General features: G+C 73.2%; 17 protein-coding genes. 4 read left to right on the top strand and 13 right to left on the bottom strand.

Features of this window, described 5'->3' with window-relative positions; all coding sequences use genetic code 11:
* Both F2B26_RS01665 and F2B26_RS01660 read right to left on the bottom strand, forming a co-directional pair.
* Positions 1-1,416 (bottom strand): bifunctional ADP-dependent NAD(P)H-hydrate dehydratase/NAD(P)H-hydrate epimerase (locus F2B26_RS01665; RefSeq protein ID WP_159805744.1); only part of this gene is annotated, 1,416 nt, incomplete at its 3' end.
* Positions 1,417-1,582: 166 nt separating this feature from the next.
* Positions 1,583-3,235, bottom strand: coding sequence for a methyl-accepting chemotaxis protein (locus F2B26_RS01660; protein WP_235929437.1), 1,653 nt, complete (start codon positions 3,233-3,235; stop codon positions 1,583-1,585).
* A 159-nt stretch (positions 3,236-3,394) separates the two neighbouring features.
* Between F2B26_RS01660 and F2B26_RS01655 the strand changes: the two genes are divergently transcribed.
* On the top strand, positions 3,395-4,381 hold the full coding sequence (locus F2B26_RS01655; protein WP_159805742.1) for an LLM class F420-dependent oxidoreductase: 987 nt from the start codon (positions 3,395-3,397) through the stop codon (positions 4,379-4,381).
* A 45-nt stretch (positions 4,382-4,426) separates the two neighbouring features.
* Positions 4,427-5,167: a HEAT repeat domain-containing protein gene (locus F2B26_RS01650; RefSeq protein WP_201292555.1), complete on the top strand. Its 741-nt coding sequence runs from the start codon at positions 4,427-4,429 to the stop codon at positions 5,165-5,167.
* 15 nt (positions 5,168-5,182) lie between these two features.
* On the opposite strand, the gene F2B26_RS01645 is transcribed toward F2B26_RS01650, so the two are convergent.
* From F2B26_RS01645 to glmS, 4 genes are all read right to left on the bottom strand, one after another.
* Positions 5,183-7,165: an alkyl/aryl-sulfatase gene (locus tag F2B26_RS01645; protein WP_159805740.1), complete on the bottom strand. Its 1,983-nt coding sequence runs from the start codon at positions 7,163-7,165 to the stop codon at positions 5,183-5,185.
* 169 nt (positions 7,166-7,334) lie between these two features.
* Positions 7,335-7,685: a holo-ACP synthase gene (locus F2B26_RS01640; RefSeq protein ID WP_159805738.1), complete on the bottom strand. Its 351-nt coding sequence runs from the start codon at positions 7,683-7,685 to the stop codon at positions 7,335-7,337.
* Complete coding sequence (locus F2B26_RS01635) at positions 7,682-7,996, bottom strand: MazG nucleotide pyrophosphohydrolase domain-containing protein (protein ID WP_159805736.1); 315 nt, start codon at positions 7,994-7,996, stop codon at positions 7,682-7,684. The genes F2B26_RS01640 and F2B26_RS01635 overlap by 4 nt, the downstream gene beginning before the upstream one ends.
* Before the next feature lie 13 nt (positions 7,997-8,009).
* A complete protein-coding gene (glmS, locus tag F2B26_RS01630) occupies positions 8,010-9,866 on the bottom strand; it encodes a glutamine--fructose-6-phosphate transaminase (isomerizing) (RefSeq protein ID WP_159805734.1) in 1,857 nt (618 codons plus the stop codon).
* A 65-nt stretch (positions 9,867-9,931) separates the two neighbouring features.
* On the opposite strand from glmS, the gene coaA reads away from it, so the two are divergent.
* Positions 9,932-10,864: a type I pantothenate kinase gene (coaA, locus tag F2B26_RS01625; RefSeq protein ID WP_438939156.1), complete on the top strand. Its 933-nt coding sequence runs from the start codon at positions 9,932-9,934 to the stop codon at positions 10,862-10,864.
* Between the two features lie 37 nt (positions 10,865-10,901).
* Here the strand turns inward: coaA and F2B26_RS01620 are convergent, their stop codons facing one another.
* The 7 genes from F2B26_RS01620 to F2B26_RS01590 form a co-directional block, all read right to left on the bottom strand.
* A complete protein-coding gene (locus tag F2B26_RS01620) occupies positions 10,902-11,609 on the bottom strand; it encodes a DedA family protein (RefSeq protein WP_159805732.1) in 708 nt (235 codons plus the stop codon).
* A gap of 133 nt (positions 11,610-11,742) precedes the next feature.
* The gene (locus F2B26_RS01615; protein WP_159805730.1) at positions 11,743-12,474 is read right to left on the bottom strand and encodes a glutamine amidotransferase; all 732 of its coding nucleotides are present in this window, start codon (positions 12,472-12,474) and stop codon (positions 11,743-11,745) included.
* A complete protein-coding gene (locus F2B26_RS01610) occupies positions 12,471-13,109 on the bottom strand; it encodes a peptide deformylase (protein ID WP_235929436.1) in 639 nt (212 codons plus the stop codon). Before F2B26_RS01610 ends, F2B26_RS01615 begins: the two co-directional genes overlap by 4 nt.
* Before the next feature lie 60 nt (positions 13,110-13,169).
* Entirely contained in the window at positions 13,170-14,519 is a 1,350-nt protein-coding gene (gene glmM / locus F2B26_RS01605) for a phosphoglucosamine mutase (protein WP_159805726.1), read from the bottom strand.
* Between the two features lie 106 nt (positions 14,520-14,625).
* Positions 14,626-15,105: a 30S ribosomal protein S9 gene (gene rpsI / locus F2B26_RS01600; protein ID WP_159805746.1), complete on the bottom strand. Its 480-nt coding sequence runs from the start codon at positions 15,103-15,105 to the stop codon at positions 14,626-14,628.
* Between the two features lie 38 nt (positions 15,106-15,143).
* Complete coding sequence (gene rplM, locus F2B26_RS01595) at positions 15,144-15,593, bottom strand: 50S ribosomal protein L13 (RefSeq protein ID WP_159805724.1); 450 nt, start codon at positions 15,591-15,593, stop codon at positions 15,144-15,146.
* 331 nt (positions 15,594-15,924) lie between these two features.
* Entirely contained in the window at positions 15,925-17,613 is a 1,689-nt protein-coding gene (locus tag F2B26_RS01590; protein ID WP_159805722.1) for an ABC-F family ATP-binding cassette domain-containing protein, read from the bottom strand.
* A 147-nt stretch (positions 17,614-17,760) separates the two neighbouring features.
* Between F2B26_RS01590 and F2B26_RS01585 the strand changes: the two genes are divergently transcribed.
* On the top strand, positions 17,761-18,192 hold the full coding sequence (locus F2B26_RS01585; RefSeq protein ID WP_159805720.1) for a DUF5709 domain-containing protein: 432 nt from the start codon (positions 17,761-17,763) through the stop codon (positions 18,190-18,192).
* The last annotated feature ends 107 nt before the right edge of the window (positions 18,193-18,299 follow it).

The raw sequence follows: 18,299 nt of genomic DNA, 5'->3' as shown, positions 1-18,299 counted from the left end.
CCCTCGTGCGTGGCGTACTCGGTCATGATGGACTGCTTGATCGCGCTGTCGAGCGGCACAGTTCTCCTCGGATGTCGTTGCGCGGTGCTCCGGGGCAGGTTCTCCCGGGCTCTCTGGGTCCGCGGCCTGGCTGAGCACCACACCGGGGCCGACGACGAGCGTGGTCGCGCCCTTGAGCAGGACGGTCGCCCCGGTGAGCTCGTGCGCTGCCCGGGCGTGCGCCAGCGGGGCCGCCTCGACCTGCTCACGTGCCGTCTCCCGGCCCAGCGCCGTGAGCAGCGCGGCGAGCTCACCGGCATGGGGTGTGAGCACGACGTGCGACCCGAACCGGCGACCGGCTGCGTCCGGTGCCAGCGCGCCCGCGTCCAGCGCCCGGGCGTCCAGCGCGCCCGCGTCCAGCACGGTCGGCACCCCCGCACGCGCCGCAGCCAGCACGGCCGCCAGGTCGGCGCGTCGGGACTCGTCCTGCGGGTCGACCCCGCTGCCGGCCGCCCACGCCTGCACCCGGCCGGCGCCGACCACCACCTCGGGGCGGGCCGCGAGCACAGCGCTCGCCAGCGCCCCGGTGCCGGCCGGCTCGTCCGCGACGAACCTCACCATGCCCACCCCGGCGCGCACCGCACCGCTGGCCGCGAGCACGGCGGCCCCCGGGTAGCGAGCCGTCCCGGCCACCAGGCCGAGCACGCCCCGGGTGTACTTGTGCGCGTCCCGCCCCGGCACCGGCCACAGCGCCGCGACGTCCGCCCCGGTGAGCCGCCCGACGGCCGGCGTCGCCAAGCCCAGGTCGAGCCCGATGTCGATCACCTCGACCCGGCCGGCGACGGTGTCCCCCGGCGGCAGCAGCAGCCCCGGCGTGGCCGCACCGAAGGTCACCGTGAGGTCTGCGCGCAGCACGGCGCCGCGCAGCCCGCCGTCGTCCACCCCGGCGCCCGACGGCACGTCGACCGCCACGACGAGCGGCCGCCGACCGCCCGCGGCGTCGAACCCGGCCACCAGCGCACCGGCCGCACCCCGCACCCCGGAGCCGTCGCCGCCGATCCCCACGAGGGCGTCGAGCACGAGGTCGGCCGCGTGCACCGTCCGGGGGTCGAGCTCAGCCAGCGCGGTGGTGCGCACCCCGGCGGCCCGTGCTGCGACCAGCCCGCCCTCGTGCACCCGGTCTGCGGCGAGCACCGCCTCGACCGCCATCCCCCGCCGGGCCAGCAGCGCCGCGGCGTGCAGCCCGTCACCCCCGTTGTTGCCGGCCCCCACGAGGACGACGACACGTGCCCCCGGCACCCGCCGCCCCGACCGGCGCAGCAGCGCCACGGACCGCACCGCCAGGGCATAGGCCGCCCGGTCCATGAGCGGTACCCCGGCACGCAGCAGGGGCGCCTCGGCGGCACGCACGTCGGCGGCGAGGTAGGCGAGGTCCACCCGACCATCCTGCCGCGCCTCGACCGGACCGGCGCCGGGTGCGGCGCCAGGACGTGTGCGTGCACCCCGACGGTCACGCCGCCCGTGCGTCCAGCCCGCGCTGCCGGACGGCGGATCCACCCCGTGCGTCCGGACGTCTGATCCGCCCGGACGCACGGAGGGCGGATCAGACGGTGAACCGCCCGGCACGTTCGGCGAGATCGCTCGCCCGGGCGGCGAGCTGGGTGACCGCCGCGTCCATCCGCTGCACCACGTCGCTGGTCCCGGCCGCGGCGCTGGCCAGGTCGGTGGTCGCCTCGGCGATCTGACCGGACCCGCTCGCAGCCTCGCTGATGCCCCGGCTCATCTCGTTGGTCGTGACGGTCTGCTCCTCCACCGCCGCAGCGATGGTCGTCTGGTAGTCGTTGATCTGCGCCACGATCGCCGCGATCTGACCGATCGCATCCACCGCACCCCCCGTCTCGGACTGGATCGCCTCCACCCGACGAGCGATGTCCTCGGTCGCCTTGGCCGTCTCCTGAGCCAGGTCCTTGACCTCACCCGCCACCACCGCGAACCCCTTACCCGCCTCACCAGCACGAGCAGCCTCGATCGTCGCGTTCAACGCCAACAGGTTCGTCTGCTCAGCGATCTGCGTGATCGTCTTGACCACCGCACCGATCTCCTGGCTCGACACCCCCAACCGACCCACCTGCTCATTGGTCGCCGCCGCCACATCCGTGGCCTGAGCCGCCACCTTCGCCGCCTGCGACGCGTTCTGCGCGATCTCACTGATCGAGCTACCCATCTGCTCGGCACCCGCAGCCACCGTCTGCACCTCACGGCTGACGCTGCCGGCCGAGGCGGCCACCTGGGTCGCGGTCGCACTGGTGCGCTGCGAACCACCTGCGACCTGCGCGACGTCACCCTCGATCGACTCCGCGGCCCGTGCGACGTCGCGGGCCACGTCGGCCACGTCCCGCACGGTCGCCCGCAGCGACTCCCGGGACTCGTCGAGCTGACCGGCCATGACGGCGATCTCGTCCACCGAGCGGACCGGGGCCGGGACGGTGAGGTCGCCCGCAGCCATCGCGGCGACGGAGGTCTGCACCGAGCGCACGGACCGGCTGATCCGCCGGGCGATCCCACCGGCGAGCAGCAGACCCGCACCGCCGCCGACGACGAGCACGCCGACCGTCCACCACCGTGCCGCGCTCGAGGTCGTGACCGAGGTCCGGGTGAGCGCGTCGACCCGTCCGGCGAGGCTCTCCTGCAACGAGGCCGTCGCCGTCCCCAGCGCGTAGTAGGCGTCGTAGCCCGGCCCGACGATGCGCGCGTCCGCAGCGTCCAGGTCGGCAGGGGTGCCCCGCTGGTAGTCGGTGACCACCTGGTCGTCGACCGCGAAGAAGGCGTCCCACTGCTGGTGCACCGTGGCGAGCAGCGCCTGCTCGTCGGAGGTGAGGGCGTTCGCGTCGATGGCGGCGAGCGCCTTCTGCAGCTGGGCCTTGGACGTGAGGAAGCCGGCCCGGTTCACCGAGGACGGGTCCACCGCCGCCGGTCCGCCGATCTTGCGCGCGTCCCAGGCGTAGGCGACCTGCCACCCCGACACGTCGGAGTTGAGCATCCGGATCTCACCGACCTGCGTGGTGAGCCGCTGCAGCGTCGCCAACCGGGCGACGGTGTCGCCCTGGACGTTCGACGAGGTCACGGACACCGCGCCGACCCCTGCAGCCATCACGAGGCCCAGGAAGGCGACGGCCATCACCTGGCGACGCACGGTCCGCCGCCACCAGCTCATCACCCCGGTCTGCCGCACGGTGCTGCTCGCTTCCACGTCCATGTCGTCCTCCGTCCTGTCCCCCCATCTCGCGCTGTCTCCTGCACGATCGGCCGCCCGCACGAGCCCCTGAGCGGGCGCACCTCACGTTCACGCAACGTTTGCCGGCGCCGTCCGGACCCGCGGTGTGCTCCCGACGCCGGGCACGACTAGCGTCCTGCCATGCGATTCGGGCTCTTCATCCCCCAGGGCTGGCGGCAGGACCTCGTCGGCATCGAACCGGCCGAGCACTGGGCGACCATGCACGGTCTGGCCGCGCACGCCGACGCGGGCGAGGCGTGGGAGTCGGTCTGGGTCTACGACCACATGCACGCGGTCCCCGAGCCCAACGGCGAGGCCGTGCACGAGGCGTGGACCCTCATGGCCGCCTTCGCCGCCTCGACCCGGCAGGTGCGCCTGGGCCAGATGTGCACCTGCATGGCGTACCGCAACCCCGCGCACCTGGCGAAGGTCGCCACCACGGTCGACGTGGTCTCGGGCGGCCGGGTCGAGATGGGGATCGGGGCCGGCTGGTACGAGCACGAGTGGCTCGCCTACGGCTACGGCTTCCCGCGGGCCGGGGTGCGGATCGCGATGCTCGACGAGGGCGTGCAGATCATGCGCCAGATGTGGACCGACGGCGTGGCGACCCTGGACGGCGAGCACTACCAGGTGGCCGGCGCCCAGCTGTCGCCGCTGCCGCTGCAGACCGACGGCCCGCCGCTGTGGGTCGCCGGCGGTGGCGAGAAGAAGACGTTGCGGATCGCCGCCGAGCACGCCGCCTACACCAACTTCGACGGCACCCCCGAAGGCTTCGTGCACAAGTCGGCGGTGCTGCGCGGGCACTGCGAGACGATCGGCCGCCCGTTCGAGGAGATCACCCGCTCGGCCAACTACAACGTGGTCATCGGTGCGACGCAGGCCGAGGTGGACGACAGGATCGCCTGGGTCGAGGAGCACTACGCCCGCACGGTCCCGGCCAAGGCGGCGAACGTCGCCGAGGAGTTCCGCCGCGGTCCGCTGGTCGGCACGCCTGAGCAGATCGTCGAGACCCTGCGGCACCTGGAGGGTCTGGGCATGACCTACGCGCTGTGCTACTTCGCCGAGGCCGCCTACGACCGGTCCGGCATCGAGCTGTTCGAGCGTGAGGTCGTCCCGGCGCTGCGCTGATCCATCGGGATCGACGATGCGTCCCGACGGTGGCACGGTCGTGGGGTGACCACCCGCCGCACCGAGCACGCCGCTGCCCTGCGCTCGCTCCCCGACGCCGAGCTGCGCGCCTACCTCACCGCGCACAGCGGTCTGCCGGGCCCGCGCGCCAACCTCGAGCTCATGGCCGCGGCGGCCGACGTGCTCACCCCCGCCCTCGCGCTCACGCTGGCCGACGACGAGGACGAGTACCTGCGCTGCTGCGGGGTCGTCACGCTGGGTCGCCTCGTGCTGGAGCACCCCGACGACCCCGCCCTCGTCGACCTGCTCACCGCCCGCGCCGCCGACCCGTCCTGGCGGGTGCGCGAGGCCGCGGCGATGGCCGGCCAACGGATCGGCGACGGTGACCCCGACCGGCTGGTCGCCCTCGTCCGGGCGTGGACCGACGACCGGGACCCGCTCGTCGTCCGGGCCGGGATCGCGGCGATCTGCGAGCCGCGGCTGCTGCGCGAGGGCGCGATGGCCGCGGCGGCTCTCGCAGCCTGCTCCCAGGCGACCGAGCACCTGCGGCAGGTCCCGTCGGCCCACCGCCGCGACGCCGACGTCCGGGTGCTCCGGCAGGGCCTGGCCTACTGCTGGTCGGTGGCGGTGGCTGCCGACCCGGTCACGGGGCTGCCCGTCTTCGAGGCACTGTCCAGGGGCCCTGCTGGCTCCGGGGTCGCGCAGGACGGCGACATCGCCTGGGTGGTCGCGCAGAACCTGCGCAAGAAGCGCCTGGCTCGTCTGCTCGACGCCCCGTCGTCATGACCGGGCCGGTCGGGCTCAGTCCCCGCCGGCCGGTCCGGGTCCCTCGGCACGGGCGGCACCCGGCGGCGGGTACGCGCCGCCCGTCCCCGGCAGGATCTCGAACCCCAGCTCGAAGTCGACCAGGAGGGCCGCGAACGCCTCGAGCAGGCTGCCGTCACCGTCGAGCACGACCGTCCCGGCGGCGATCTGCTGCGCAAGCGGCACGGCACCGACGAGTGCCTCCTCCAGGTCTGCCCGGTCGACCGTGATCGTCAGGTCCGGGTCCTCGGCGAGGAAGCCACCGAGGTTCGTGAGCGTCCCGTTGCTGAGCTCGACGACGAACTGCTCGCCGTTGTCCGGAGTCACCAGGTTGACGACGAAGGACAGCCCCTCGGCGGCCGAGGAGTCCAGCCGGATGCCCAGGAAGTCCAGGAGCTGGCCGGTCGTGAGCGCCCGGACGAGGTCCGGGCCGGTGGACGAGGGCGCCTGGCCCGACGGCAGGCCGCTGCGCAGCTCGAACGCCCCGGCCAGGAAGCTGTTCCGGACGCTGGCGCTCTCCTGCTGGTAGCCGATCTGCTCGAACGCGTCGGCCAGCAGCTCACGGGCCTCGACGTCGTCCGGTTCGGCATGCACCAGCTTGTCCAGGATCTCGGTCGCGAGCAGGTACTCGCCGTCGTCGACGAGGCTGCGCGCCCGGTCGAGGATGGCGCGGGCACCGCCCATCATCTCGACGTACAGGGGTGCGGACCGGCGTGGCGACAGCGGGATGAGGGTGGTCGGGTTGCCGTCCCAGTACCCGAGGTACCGGTTGATGACGGCGCGGGAGTTGTGCGCGACCGAGCCGTGGTAGCTGCGCGCCGCCCACTGCTGGTCGAGGCTCGCGGGGACCTGGTAGACGTTGTGGATCTCGTTGATCGTCACGCCCTGGTTCGCCAGGTGCAGCACCCCGTTGTTGAGGTGGGCGTAGGTGTCCCGCTGGGTGCGCAGGACCTCCTGGATGCGCTCGTTCCCCCACCGCGGCCAGGTGTGCGAGGAGAGCATGACCTCGGCCTGCCGTCCGAACATGTAGAGCGCCCGGTTGATCTGGCGGGACCACTCCAGGGGGTCGCGCACCAGGGCGCCGCGCAGGGTGTAGATGTTGTGGATCGTGGCGGTCACGTTCTCCGCGGCCCAGAACGCGTTCCACTGCGGGAACCACGTGTTCATCTCGGCGGGCGCCTCGGTGCCCGGGGTGTTCTGGAAGACCATCCGCACCCCGTCGACGACCAGCTCCTGCAGGTCGTCCTCGATCGTCACGGTCGGGGGGATCAGCCCGACGTTCCCGCTGGCGACGCCCTTGCCGATGGCCTGGTCGACGTGGCCGTACGGGCTGCGCTCGAGCAGGACCCCGTACTGGAAGAACATCCGGCGGTTCATCGCGTTGCCTGCGTAGACGTTCTCCGCGACGGCGTGCTCGAGGAACCCGGCCGGCGCGATGACCTGCACGGCGCCCGACCGCACGGCCTGCAGGTCCACCACCCCGTGCGCACCGCCGAAGTGGTCGCCGTGGGAGTGGGAGTAGACGACCGCGACCACCGGCCGCTCCCCCAGCTGCTCGGTCACCAGGGCCAACGCCGCGGCAGCCGTCTCCGTGGCCGTCAACGGGTCGAACACGATCCAGCCGGTGTCCGACCTGACGAACGTGATGTTGGCCAGGTCGAACCCACGCACCTGGTAGATCCGGTCGGGGACCACCTCGTAGAGGCCGAACTCCATGTTGAGCAGGGCCTGCCGCTGCAGCGACGGGTGGACGGAGTCGAGCTCCTGCCCGTCGAGCAGGAAGTCGTAGCTGCCGAGGTCCCAGACCACGCGCCCCGTCTCGCTGAGGATCTGCCGGGCGGCCGGGGCCGCGATGAAGCCCCGGCGGGCCTCGTCGAGGTCACGTCGGTCGGCGAAGGGCAACGACGCACGTGCGGCGCGCTGGGCCGCCACGGTCACCGCCGAGGGCTGCTTCCCCAGGGGGTGGAAGTGTTCGGTCATGACGAGGCCCTCCGCCGTCGGACCCGGGACGACGCTGTCCCGGTGGCACCACGTCACACGACACTAGCGACGCCCGCCGGACGCGCCACAGGTGGCCCGTCACGCACCGGCACAGCGGGCTCGGCCGTGCCCGGCCCGCGGTCCGCACCGAGGCGGGAACGGGGGAGACTCAGCCCTCGGCGACGGCGACCGCCGAGGCGATCCCGGCGTCGTGCGACAGCGACAGGTGCCACGAGCGCACCCCGAGCTCCTCGGCCCGCGCCGCGACGGTGCCGATGATCTGCACGACCGGCGCACCCCCGGAGACCCGGGTCACGGTGCAGTCCTGCCAGGACAGGCCGCCCGGCGCCCCCAGCGCCTTGGCGATCGCCTCCTTGGCCGCGAACCGCGCGGCCAGCGACTGCGCCGGCAGGTCACGCTCGGCGGCCGTGAACAGCCTCGTGCGCAGCCCCGGCGCGCGTTCGAGCGTCGCGACGAACCGTGCCACGTCCACCACGTCGATCCCGACCCCGACGATCACGGCCGGTCCGCCGGGGTGACGAGGTGGCGCCAGCGGCCCCACTTGTCCTCCAGCGCGGCGTCCAGGTCGACGTCGAACCGTTCGGCCAGCAGCAGCAGGTGGGCCAGCACATCGGCCAGCTCGGCGGCGACGGCGCCGGTGTCCGGCTCCCGCCGCGAGCGCCCCGAGGCCGCGAGGTAGGCCTGGGTGAGCTCGCCGACCTCCTCGGTGAGCTTGAGCACGAGCCAGTCGTCGGTGCGCTCGATGCCGTGCAGGCGCGCGTAGACCCGCGAGATCGTCTCGACCTCGCTCTGGGCCGCGCGCAGCTCCACCGCCGTGCGGCCGCTACTCGACCGTGACCGACTTGGCGAGGTTGCGCGGCTGGTCCACGTCCAGCCCCTTGGCGTTCGCCAGCTCGCAGGCGAACACCTGCAGCGGCACGACGGTGAGCAGCGGGGCCAGCAGGGTCGGTGCCTGCGGCACCCGGAACACCTCGTCGGCGAACGGCACCACGTCCTCGTCGCCGTCCTCGGCGATCACCAGGGTGCGGGCCCCGCGGGCCCGGATCTCCTGGATGTTCGAGACCACCTTGGAGTGCAGCGAGTGCCGCCCGCGCGGGGACGGCACGACGACGAACACAGGCTGCCCGGGTTCGATGAGCGCGATCGGCCCGTGCTTGAGCTCACCGGCGGCGAACCCCTCGGCGTGGATGTAGGCGAGCTCCTTGAGCTTGAGCGCGCCCTCCATCGCCACCGGGTAGCCGACGTGCCGGCCGAGGAACAGCACGGTCTGGGTGTCGGCCATCCAGCGGGCGATCTGCCGGACGCGGCCGGCCCGGTCGAGCACGGTCTGGATCTTGGCCGGCATCGCGCGCAGCTCGGCGAGGTGGGTCGCGACCTCGTCGGCGAACATGTTGCCGCGCAGCTGGGCCAGGTACAGACCCAGCAGGTAGGCCGCGGTGATCTGGGCGAGGAACGCCTTGGTGGAGGCGACCGCCACCTCGGGCCCGGCGTGGGTGTAGAGCACCGCATCGGACTCGCGCGGGATGGTCGAGCCGTGCGTGTTCACGATGGCCAGCGTGGTGCTGCCCTGCTCGTGCCCGTGCCGCACGGCCATGAGGGTGTCCATCGTCTCGCCCGACTGGGAGATGGCGACCACGAGCGTGCGCTCGTCGACGACGGGGTCGCGGTACCGGAACTCGTGCGCCAGCTCGACCTCGACCGGGATCCGGCACCAGTGCTCGATGGCGTACTTGGCCACGTGGCCGGCGTACGCCGCCGTCCCGCAGGCCACCACGACGATCTTGTCGATGCTGCGCAGCACCGCCTCGTCGATCCGGAGCTCGTCGAGCACGAGGCGCCCGGCGGCGTCGGTGCGACCCAGCAGCGTGTCGGCGACGGCCTGCGGCTGGTCGGCGATCTCCTTGTCCATGAAGGACCGGAAGCCGCCCTTCTCGGCGGCGGCGGCGTCCCAGTCGACGGTGAACCGCCGGGCATGGGCCGGGTTCCCGTCGAAGTCGGTGACCTGCACGGAGGTCGCAGTGATCGTGACGATCTCGTCCTGGCCCAGCTCGAGGGCCTCACGGGTGTGCGCGATGAACGCCGCGACGTCCGAGCCCAGGAAGTTCTCCCCCTCCCCGAGCCCGACGACCAGCGGGGAGTCGTGCCGGGCGCCGACGACCTCCTCCGGGTGGTCGGCGTGCACGGCGAGCAGCGTGAACGTGCCCTCCAACGAGCGCGCCACGGTGGCCATCGCCGCCGTGAGGTCACCGGTGAGGTCGTAGGCGGCGGACAGCAGGTGGGCGACCACCTCGGTGTCCGTCTCGGAGGTGAAGACGGCTCCCTGGGCGAGCAGATCGGCCTTGAGCCGGACGAAGTTCTCCACGATGCCGTTGTGGATCACCGCGATCTTGCCGGCCACGTGCGGATGCGCGTTGGTGTCCGTCGGGCCGCCGTGCGTCGCCCAGCGGGTGTGCCCGATCGCGGCACCGGCGGCGGGCAGCGGGTGTGCGTCCAGCTCCTCGACCAGGTTGGCGAGCTTGCCGGCCTTCTTCGCGGTGGCCAGCCCGACGCCGGGAACGACGAGCGCGACCCCGGCCGAGTCGTAGCCGCGGTACTCGAGCCGACGCAGACCCTCGATGACGACCTCGAGCCCCCGCGTGCTGACCGGTCCGCTCCCGACGTATCCCACGATGCCGCACATGGCGCCGATGCTACCTCCGGGCCCCGCGGCGTCCGGGGGCGTCGCGATCCGGCACAATCGACGCCGTGTCTTCGTCCTCCCCCTACGTCGACCTCGACCGGGATGCCTGGGCGCGGCTGTCCGCGTCGACGCCGCTGCCCTTCACCGACCAGGACGTGCGTCGGCTGCGCGGGATCGGCGACCCCATCGACCTGGCCGAGGCGGATGTGGTCTACCGCCCGTTGTCCCGGCTGCTCGACCTGTACATCGGCGCCACCCGCGGGCTGCACGCCGCCAGCGCGGCCTTCCTGCACGAGGACACCCCCCGCACGCCGTTCGTCATCGGGGTGGCCGGGTCGGTCGCCGTCGGCAAGTCCACGACGGCGCGGCTGCTGCGCGAGCTCATCGCCCGGTGGCCGGCGACCCCGCGGGTGGCGCTGGTCACGACGGACGGGTTCCTGCTCCCCAACGCCGAGCTGGAGCGTCGGGGCCTGCTGGGTCGCAAGGGGTTCCCGGAGTCGTACGACCGACGGGCGCTGCTGCGGTTCGTCGCCTCGGTGAAGGCCGGTCGCGCCGAGGTCACCGCGCCGGTGTACGACCACATCGCCTACGACATCGTCCCTGGTGAGCAGATCACGGTCCGCTCACCGGACGTGCTGATCGTCGAAGGCCTCAACGTGCTGCAGCCGGCCCGGCCGACGGGGCGCTCGAACCTCGCGGTGAGCGACTTCTTCGACTTCTCGATCTACGTCGACGCGCGCACCGACGACGTGCGCCAGTGGTACGTGGACCGGTTCCTCTCGTTGCGCCAGACGTCGTTCGCCCAGCCCGGCTCGTACTTCCGCCGGTACGCCGACCTGTCCGACGACGAGGCGCGCGCCGTCGGACGCCAGATCTGGGACGACATCAACGCCCCGAACCTGGAGGAGAACATCAAGCCGACCCGTGAGCGGGCGACGCTCGTGCTGCGCAAGGGCGCGGACCACTCGATCGAGCACGTCCGGCTGCGCAAGCTCTGAACCGTCCGGCCCGGCCCTCGCCGGGCCTGCGGGCCGCTCAGACCCTCGGCCGGTCCCGCAGGGGCTGGTCGGACTCGTCTTCGGGCGGGGCCACCGACGTGCCGGTGGGCTGCGACGGCGGGTCGGCGGACGCCCGGGCGGCGGGCCCACCGGCGCGGGCCGCCCACCGCTGCATGAGCTGGTCGACGAGGAGCCCGAGGAGCACCCCGCCCACGACACCGACGGCCACCGCGACCAGCGGGTTCTTGCCGAGGACCGCCCCAGCGGCGGCCCCGATGACGGTGGAGTACACGGCCCACATGAGCGAGGCGATGATGTCGGCGATGACGAACCGGCGCCGGCGGTAGCGCAGCGCACCCGCGGTCATGTTGACCGCGACCCGACCGACCGGGATGTACCGGGCGGCGATCACGTAGGAGGCGCCCCGTTCGGCCAGGGCCCGTTCGGCCCGGTCGAGCGCCGCCTGGCCGCGCGGCCCGCGGAACAGCCGCAGCCGCCGCACCGCGACCTTGGTGCCGATCTGGTAGGCGATCTGGTCGCCGCTGAACGCCCCGGCCGCCGCCACCAGCACGAGCAGGACCAGCTGTGGGTTTCCCGTCGACAAGGACAGCGCGGTGAGGGCGATGACCAACGACTCGCTGGGGATCGGCGGGAAGAATCCGTCGATCGTCGCGAACAGGTACATCACCACATACACCCAGCCGGAGCCGGCGAGCCCCTCGGCCCACAGCTCGAGCTGATCCATGTCGTTCCCCGCTCTGTCGCACACGTGAGTCCGGCCGCGGCGCGATCCCGGAGCTCCCCACGGTACGTCGATGTGACCTCGGCGACATCACCCCACGGGTTGATCGTGACCCGCCCATGGGATGAGCGAGAGGTCAGTGCGCGTGCACCTCGACGAACCGTCGCAGCACCGGCGGCACCGTGTCGACCCCCGCGGCAGCCGCCCGGGCGAGCACCTGGTCGAGCTCGTCCGGCAGGAAGTACCCGTGGTGCGCGACGGCTCGCACCCGCAGCTGCAGTCCGGCGAAGTCGAGCTCGGGGTGGAACTGTGTGGCGTAGACGTGCTGCCCCACCCGGAAGGCCTGCACGGGCGTCGCGTCCGACCGGGCCAGCGGCACCGCAGAGGCGGGCAGCCGGTGCACGGCCTCCTTGTGCCCGACGAACGCGGTGAAGGCTCCGCCGGCTGCACCGAGCACCGGATCGAGCAGCCCGGCCTGCGTGAGCTCGACGCGCACGGCACCCACCGGTTCGCCGTAGGTGGTGTCGACGGTCGCACCGATGTACCGACCCAGGGTGCCGATCCCGTAGCAGCAGCCCATGAAGGGCGTGTCGGCCGCGACCACCCGGTCCAGCAGGGCGTCCAGGTCACGCTCGACGCGCCGTTGCAGCGCCGACTTGGTCTCCTCCGGGTCGCTCACGCAGAACGGCCCGCCCCCGAGCAGCAGCCCGGAGTAGGCGGTCAGGTCGAGCTCGCCCAGCGGGGCCGCCTCGACGCGCACCCGGTGCAGGTCGTCGGGGTGCAGGCCGGTCGCCGTGAGCATCGCGGCGTACTCGTCGTCCGCGGCGTCGTCCTGCTCCCGCACCCCGAGGAAGAGGAACGGCCTCACGGCAGCCGGAAGCCCAGCTCGGCGGCCGACGTGCGGGGCACCGGCTCCGAGGCCCAGTGCCCGCCCCAGCCCGCCGACGCCGCCAGGGAGCGCAGCTCGGCCTTGTCCAGGTAGAGGATCCCGCCCAGGTGGTCGGTCTCGTGCTGGATGATCCGGGCCGGCCAGCCCGTGAGCACCTCGTCCAGCGCACCTCCGCGCTCGTCGGCCCCCGTGAGGTGGACGCTGCGGTACCGGGCGACGACCGCGGTGTACCCCTCGACCGACAGGCAGCCCTCGTAGAACCCGACCCTCTCGTCGTCGACCGCTGTGTACGCCGGGTTGACGAGCACCCGGGGCGCGAGCGGGCTGCGCTCGCGTGCGGCCGCGAGGTCCGGATGGCCCAGCCCCGGGTCCTCGACGACGGCGAGGGCGACCGACAGCCCGATCTGCGGTGCGGCGAGACCGACCCCGGGCGCCGCCCGCATGGTGACGAACATGAGTTCGAGCAGCGCAGCCAGCTCGTCGTCGGCCAGCTCACCGTCGTACGGGCGGGTCACGGCGCGCAGCACCGGGTCGCCCGCCTGGGTGATCGGGGCAGGCCCGTCACCGGCGAGCGCGAGCAGCCGGAGCACCTGCTCCCGCAGCGGGTTCGTCACCACATCAGTTCCTCCGGTCGTGCCGTGCCCGTCCGCCCGCTCACCGGGCGAGTCGTCCGCTCACAGCGCCAGTCGTTCGCGCACGACATCGGCCAGGTCGTGGGCGACCGCGTCGGCGTCGTCCTGGGTGCCGGCCTCGACCATGACCCGCACGAGCGGCTCGGTGCCCGACGGCCGCAGCAGCACCCGCCCGGTCTCCCCCAACCGGAGCTGGGCGGCCCCGACGGCGGCGGCCAGCGCCGCATCGGAGTCGACACCTGCACGGTCCACCCCCGAGACGTTGACGAGGGTCTGCGGCAGGCGGTGCACCACGCCCGCGAGATCGGCGAGCGTGCGTCCGGTCGCGGCGATGCGGGACGCCAGCTGCAGGGCCGTGAGCACACCGTCCCCGGTGGTGGCGTGCGCCGCGAAGATGATGTGCCCGGACTGCTCGCCACCGAGCGAGTACCCCCCGGCGCGCATGGCCTCGAGCACGTACCGGTCACCGACGGACGTGTCGATGCAGGTGATGCCCGCCTCGCGCATCGCGAGCCGGAGCCCGAGGTTGCTCATCACGGTGATGACGAGGGTGTCGTCGACGAGCGTCCCGGCCTCATGCATGGACAGCGCGAGCGTGCCCATGATCTGGTCACCGTCGACGAGCACCCCGCGGTGGTCCACCGCCAGGCACCGGTCGGCGTCGCCGTCGAACGCGACACCGAGGTCGGCCCCGGACGCGACCGTGGCGGCCTGCAGCTGCTCGGGGTGCGTCGAACCGCACTTCTCGTTGATGTTGCGGCCGTCGGGCGAGGCGTTGATGACGACGACGTCGGCACCGGCCTCGCGCAGCGCCTGCGGGCCGACCTCGCTGGCCGCACCGTTGGCGCAGTCCACCGCGATGCGCAGCCCGTCGAGCGGCGTGCTCACGGTGGCGACGAGGTGCTCGACGTACTGCGCACCGGCGCGACCGCCGTCGATCTTGATCCGGCCGACGTCCGCCCCGACGGGACGCTGCCACGACGACCCGCGCTGCGCCTCGATGGCGTCCTCGAGCTCGTCGTCGAGCTTGTGCCCGCCACGGGCCAGGAACTTGATGCCGTTGTCCGGCATCGGGTTGTGCGAGGCGGACAGCACGACCCCCAGGTCCACCCCGATGTGGGCCGTGAGGTACGCGACCGCGGGCGTGGGCAGCACACCGACGTCGATCACGTCCACCCCGGCCGAGGCCAGCCCGGCCCCGACGGCTGCCGAGAGGAACTCCCCCGACGCCCGGGAGTCACGGCCGAGCACCGCGCGCGGCCGGTGCCCGGCGAACACACCGCGGCTGGCCAGCACCCGGGCCGCCGCGACCGACAGGTCCAGGGCGAGCTCTGCGGTGATGTCCCTGTTGGCCAGACCACGGACGCCGTCCGTGCCGAAAAGTGCACCCATCCCCGACTCCTTCGTCCCCGAGCACCGTACCGGGCGGTGCCTCACACAGCGGTGGCCCCGCAGGTCCTCGTCGGACCGGCGGGGCCACCGTGCAGTCGATGTCGCGTCAGCGCTTGGAGTACTGCGGCGCCTTGCGGGCCTTCTTCAGACCGGCCTTCTTGCGCTCCACCACGCGGGCGTCGCGGGTGAGGAAGCCGGCCTTCTTGAGCGCCGCACGGTTGTGCTCGGCGTCGATCGCGTTGAGCGCGCGGGCGATGCCCAGGCGCAGGGCGCCGGCCTGGCCGGACATCCCGCCGCCGTTGATCCGCGCGATGACGTCGAAGCGACCCTCGACGTCCACGAGCTTGAGCGGGGAGTTCACCAGCTGCTGGTGGACCTTGTTCGGGAAGTAGTCCTCCAGCGAACGGCCGTTGACCGTCCACTGGCCGGTGCCGGGGACGAGCCGCACACGCGCGACCGCCTCCTTGCGGCGGCCGAGGGCCTGGGCAGGGGCCGTCAGCGACTGGCCGCGGCCGGCCGGTGCGGTGGTCTCGGAGGTGTAGCTGGACGGAGTCTCGTCGTCGATGTCGACCGTGGTCTGGGCCACTGGGTTCCTCGTGTTCTCGTCGTTCGTCGCGCGGGCGCTCACGCCTGCTGCGCGACCTGCGTCAGCTCGAAGGGCGTGGGCCGCTGTGCGGTGTGCGGGTGCTCGGGACCGGCGTAGACCTTGAGCTTGCTCAGCTGAGCGCGGCCCAGGGTGGTCTTCGGCAGCATGCCGGCAACCGCCTTCTCGATCACCCGAGTGGGGTGCTTGTCGATGAGCTCACCGATCGGGGTCGCCCGCAGACCGCCCGGGTAACCCGAGTGGCGGTACGCGAGCTTGCTGTCCCGCTTGGTTCCGGTGAGGGCGATCTTCTCCGCGTTGACGACGATGACGAAGTCACCGGTGTCGACGTGGCGGGCGAAGCTCGCCTTGTGCTTGCCACGCAGCAGCGTGGCGACCTGGCTGGCAAGCCGGCCCAGGACGACATCGGTCGCGTCGATGACGTACCAGTTCCGCTCGACCTCGCCGGGCTTCGGGGTGTACGTGCGCACGTTTCGTAGCCTTCTCGTTCGCGTGGTGGCCGGTGGGGCTCGTCCAGCTGCTCCGGACGTTCTCACCGGTACGGTGCCGGCGCATCCGCGGACCGGTGAGTGGGCCACCGAGACCTCCGCGGCGCCAGGGTGGTGAGAAGCCACCGGCGCGCACGGGGACGCAACACGACGTCCCAGAGTACCTGCCCGCACACCCGAGGGTCAAAGCGCCGCCGATCACGTCCGGCCGGCCCGACCGCTGGCTCCCCACCGCTGTCTCCCGGACCTCGCCACGGGGACCCGACCGACGCCCCCGGCCACCCTCCCAGGAGCAGTCGGGCACAGGTCGACCTCAGCGGGCCCGCACCACGCGTTCGGTGTCCCAGACCGCCTCGGGCGTCTCGACCACCCGCCCGTCCGAGCCGAGCACGAGGAAGCGGTCGAAGCCGCGCACGAACCAGCGGTCATGGGTGACCGCGAGCACCGTGCCCTCGAACGCCTCCAGCCCGGTCTGCAACGCCTGCGCCGAGTGCAGGTCGAGGTTGTCCGTCGGCTCGTCCAGGAGCAGCAGCGTGGCCCCGCCCAGCTCGAGCAGCAGGATCCCGAACCGGGCCTGCTGCCCACCGGAGAGCGTCTCGTACCGCTGCTCGGCCGCCGCCACCAGGTCGTACCGGTCCAGCGCCCGGCTCGCAGCGTCCCGGCCGATCCCGGCCCGGTGACCCGACCCGCGGTGCAGCACCTCGAGCAGCGTGCGCCCGACCAGCTCGGGGTGGCCGTGGTTCTGCGCGAACCAGCCGGGACGCACCCTGGACCCGAGCACCACCGACCCGGTGTGCGGCACCGGCGCGACCGCCGGCCCGCCGTCGTCGGGCGGCAGGTGCTCGGGCGACGGGTCGCTGCCACCGGCGGCCAGCAGCCGCAGCAGGTGCGACTTGCCCGACCCGTTCGAGCCCAGCACCGCGACCCGCTCGCCCCAGAACACCTCCAGGTCGAACGGCTGGAGCAGACCGGTGAGCTCCAGCCCGCGGGCCACCACGGCGCGCTTGGCCGTCCGCCCCCCGGTGAGCCGGACGTTCACCGTCGCCTGCTCGGCCGCGACCACCGGCGGCCCGTCCTTCTCGAACGCCGCCAACCGCGTCCGGGCCGCCGAGTAGCGCGAGGCCAGACCGTCGTTGAACTTCGCCTTCGTCTTGAGGGTCTCCACGAGCGTGCGCAGCTTCTCGTGCTCCTCGTCCCAGCGCCGGGCCAGCTCGGCCTGCCGGTCGTGGCGCACCTGGCGGGCCTGCGCCCAGGTCGCGAAGCCACCGCCGTGCACCCAGGCCTGACCGCCGTCGGGCGTCGGCTCCAGCGTCACGACGTGGGTGGCCACCCGGGCCAGCAGCTCGCGGTCGTGACTGATGAACAGCACGGTGCGCCCGCAGCCCACCAGCCGGTCCTCCAGCCATCGCTTGGTCGGCACGTCCAGGGCGTTGTCGGGCTCGTCGAGCACGAGCACCTCGGCCGGCCCGCGCAGCAGCGCCTCGAGCACCAGCCGCTTCTGCTCACCGCCGGACAGCGAGCGCACCGCCCGGTACTGGGCGCGTTCGAACGGGACGGACAGAACCGCGTCGGTCACCCGGTCCCAGCCGATCTCAGCCTCGTAGCCGCCGACGTCGGCCCAGTCGGCGAGCGCCTGGGCGTACCGCATCTGGTTCGGCTCGTCGTCGACCGCCATCATCGCGCCCTCGGCCGCCGACAGCTCGACCGCGGCCGCCCGGACCGCTGGTGGGGCGAGGTCGGCGAGCAGGTCACGCACGGTGCGGTCGTCGTCGACGCGGCCGATGTCCTGGCGCATCACCCCGAGCCCGCCCGAGACCGTGACGGCGCCGGCGGCCGGGTCCGTCTCGCCGCACACGATGCGCAGCAGGGTCGACTTGCCGATCCCGTTGGGCCCGACGAGCGCGGCACGGGCCCCCTCACCCACCCGGAACGTCACCCGGTCCAGCAGCGGGCGCCCGTCAGGCAGGACGACGCTGACACCGTTGACGTCCACATGGCCCATGGCACGGGAGTCTGCCCGTCCGGGTCAGGACGCGGCGACCTGTTTCACGGCGGCCTCAGCTGTCGCCGCGGCGATGCGCCGGTCAGGCGCGCGAGGTGGTCGCAGCGGGCGGTGGCGCCCGGCGCGCTCCGGTGCGAGCGTGGGGGCATGACCGAGGAGACACCCGCCACGAGCACCGACGCCGCGCTGGGCTCGGAGGGCGACACCGACCAGCTGTCGGCCGAGGAGATGCTCGTCGACCGCGGGGTGGAGGACCTGCTCGACGAGGGCTACTCGCCGCCCGAGCGGGATCGCAGCAACCGCTGGGGCGAGACGGCGTGGGAGCAGGCCCACGGCGAGGGTCTCGACCGGCGTCTCGCCGAGGAGGAGCCCGACGTCTGGGTCGCCGACCCTCGTCCGGTCGGCGGGCGCGAGCCCGGCCGGGCCGGTCGTCTGGTCGCCGACGACGACGCGGTCGAGGCCGGGGTGAACGACCAGTTCGCCCTCGACGCAGGCGTCGCCGGCGGCGGCGCGAGCGCCGAGGAGGCCGCCGTCCACCTGGTCGACGACCCGGACGGGCGGTTCGACCCCGAGAGCTGAGCCCCGGGCCGCCCTGCACCGGCGGCACGCCGAGCCGCGGCAGTGAGCAACGCCGCAGGTGTCAGCCCTCTCGGGCGATGGTCGTGCGCGGGCAGTTCCGCTAGCGT

The sequence above is a fragment of the Cellulomonas citrea genome (genome assembly GCF_009829685.1).
GTDB classification, from domain to species: domain Bacteria; phylum Actinomycetota; class Actinomycetes; order Actinomycetales; family Cellulomonadaceae; genus Cellulomonas; species Cellulomonas citrea.
The sequence above is the reverse complement of the archived record's forward strand: the minus strand, read 5'-3'. Positions and strand labels throughout refer to the sequence as shown.

Coding starts and splice junctions, on each gene's coding strand:
- F2B26_RS01585 (WP_159805720.1), top strand. CDS start 17,761: ATGACCGAGGAGACACCCGCCACGAGCACCGACGCCGCGCTGGGCTCG.
- glmM (WP_159805726.1), bottom strand. CDS start 14,519: ATGGGTGCACTTTTCGGCACGGACGGCGTCCGTGGTCTGGCCAACAGG.
- F2B26_RS01590 (WP_159805722.1), bottom strand. CDS start 17,613: ATGGGCCATGTGGACGTCAACGGTGTCAGCGTCGTCCTGCCTGACGGG.
- F2B26_RS01660 (WP_235929437.1), bottom strand. CDS start 3,235: ATGGACGTGGAAGCGAGCAGCACCGTGCGGCAGACCGGGGTGATGAGC.
- glmS (WP_159805734.1), bottom strand. CDS start 9,866: ATGTGCGGCATCGTGGGATACGTCGGGAGCGGACCGGTCAGCACGCGG.
- F2B26_RS01645 (WP_159805740.1), bottom strand. CDS start 7,165: ATGACCGAACACTTCCACCCCCTGGGGAAGCAGCCCTCGGCGGTGACC.
- F2B26_RS01620 (WP_159805732.1), bottom strand. CDS start 11,609: ATGGATCAGCTCGAGCTGTGGGCCGAGGGGCTCGCCGGCTCCGGCTGG.
- F2B26_RS01655 (WP_159805742.1), top strand. CDS start 3,395: ATGCGATTCGGGCTCTTCATCCCCCAGGGCTGGCGGCAGGACCTCGTC.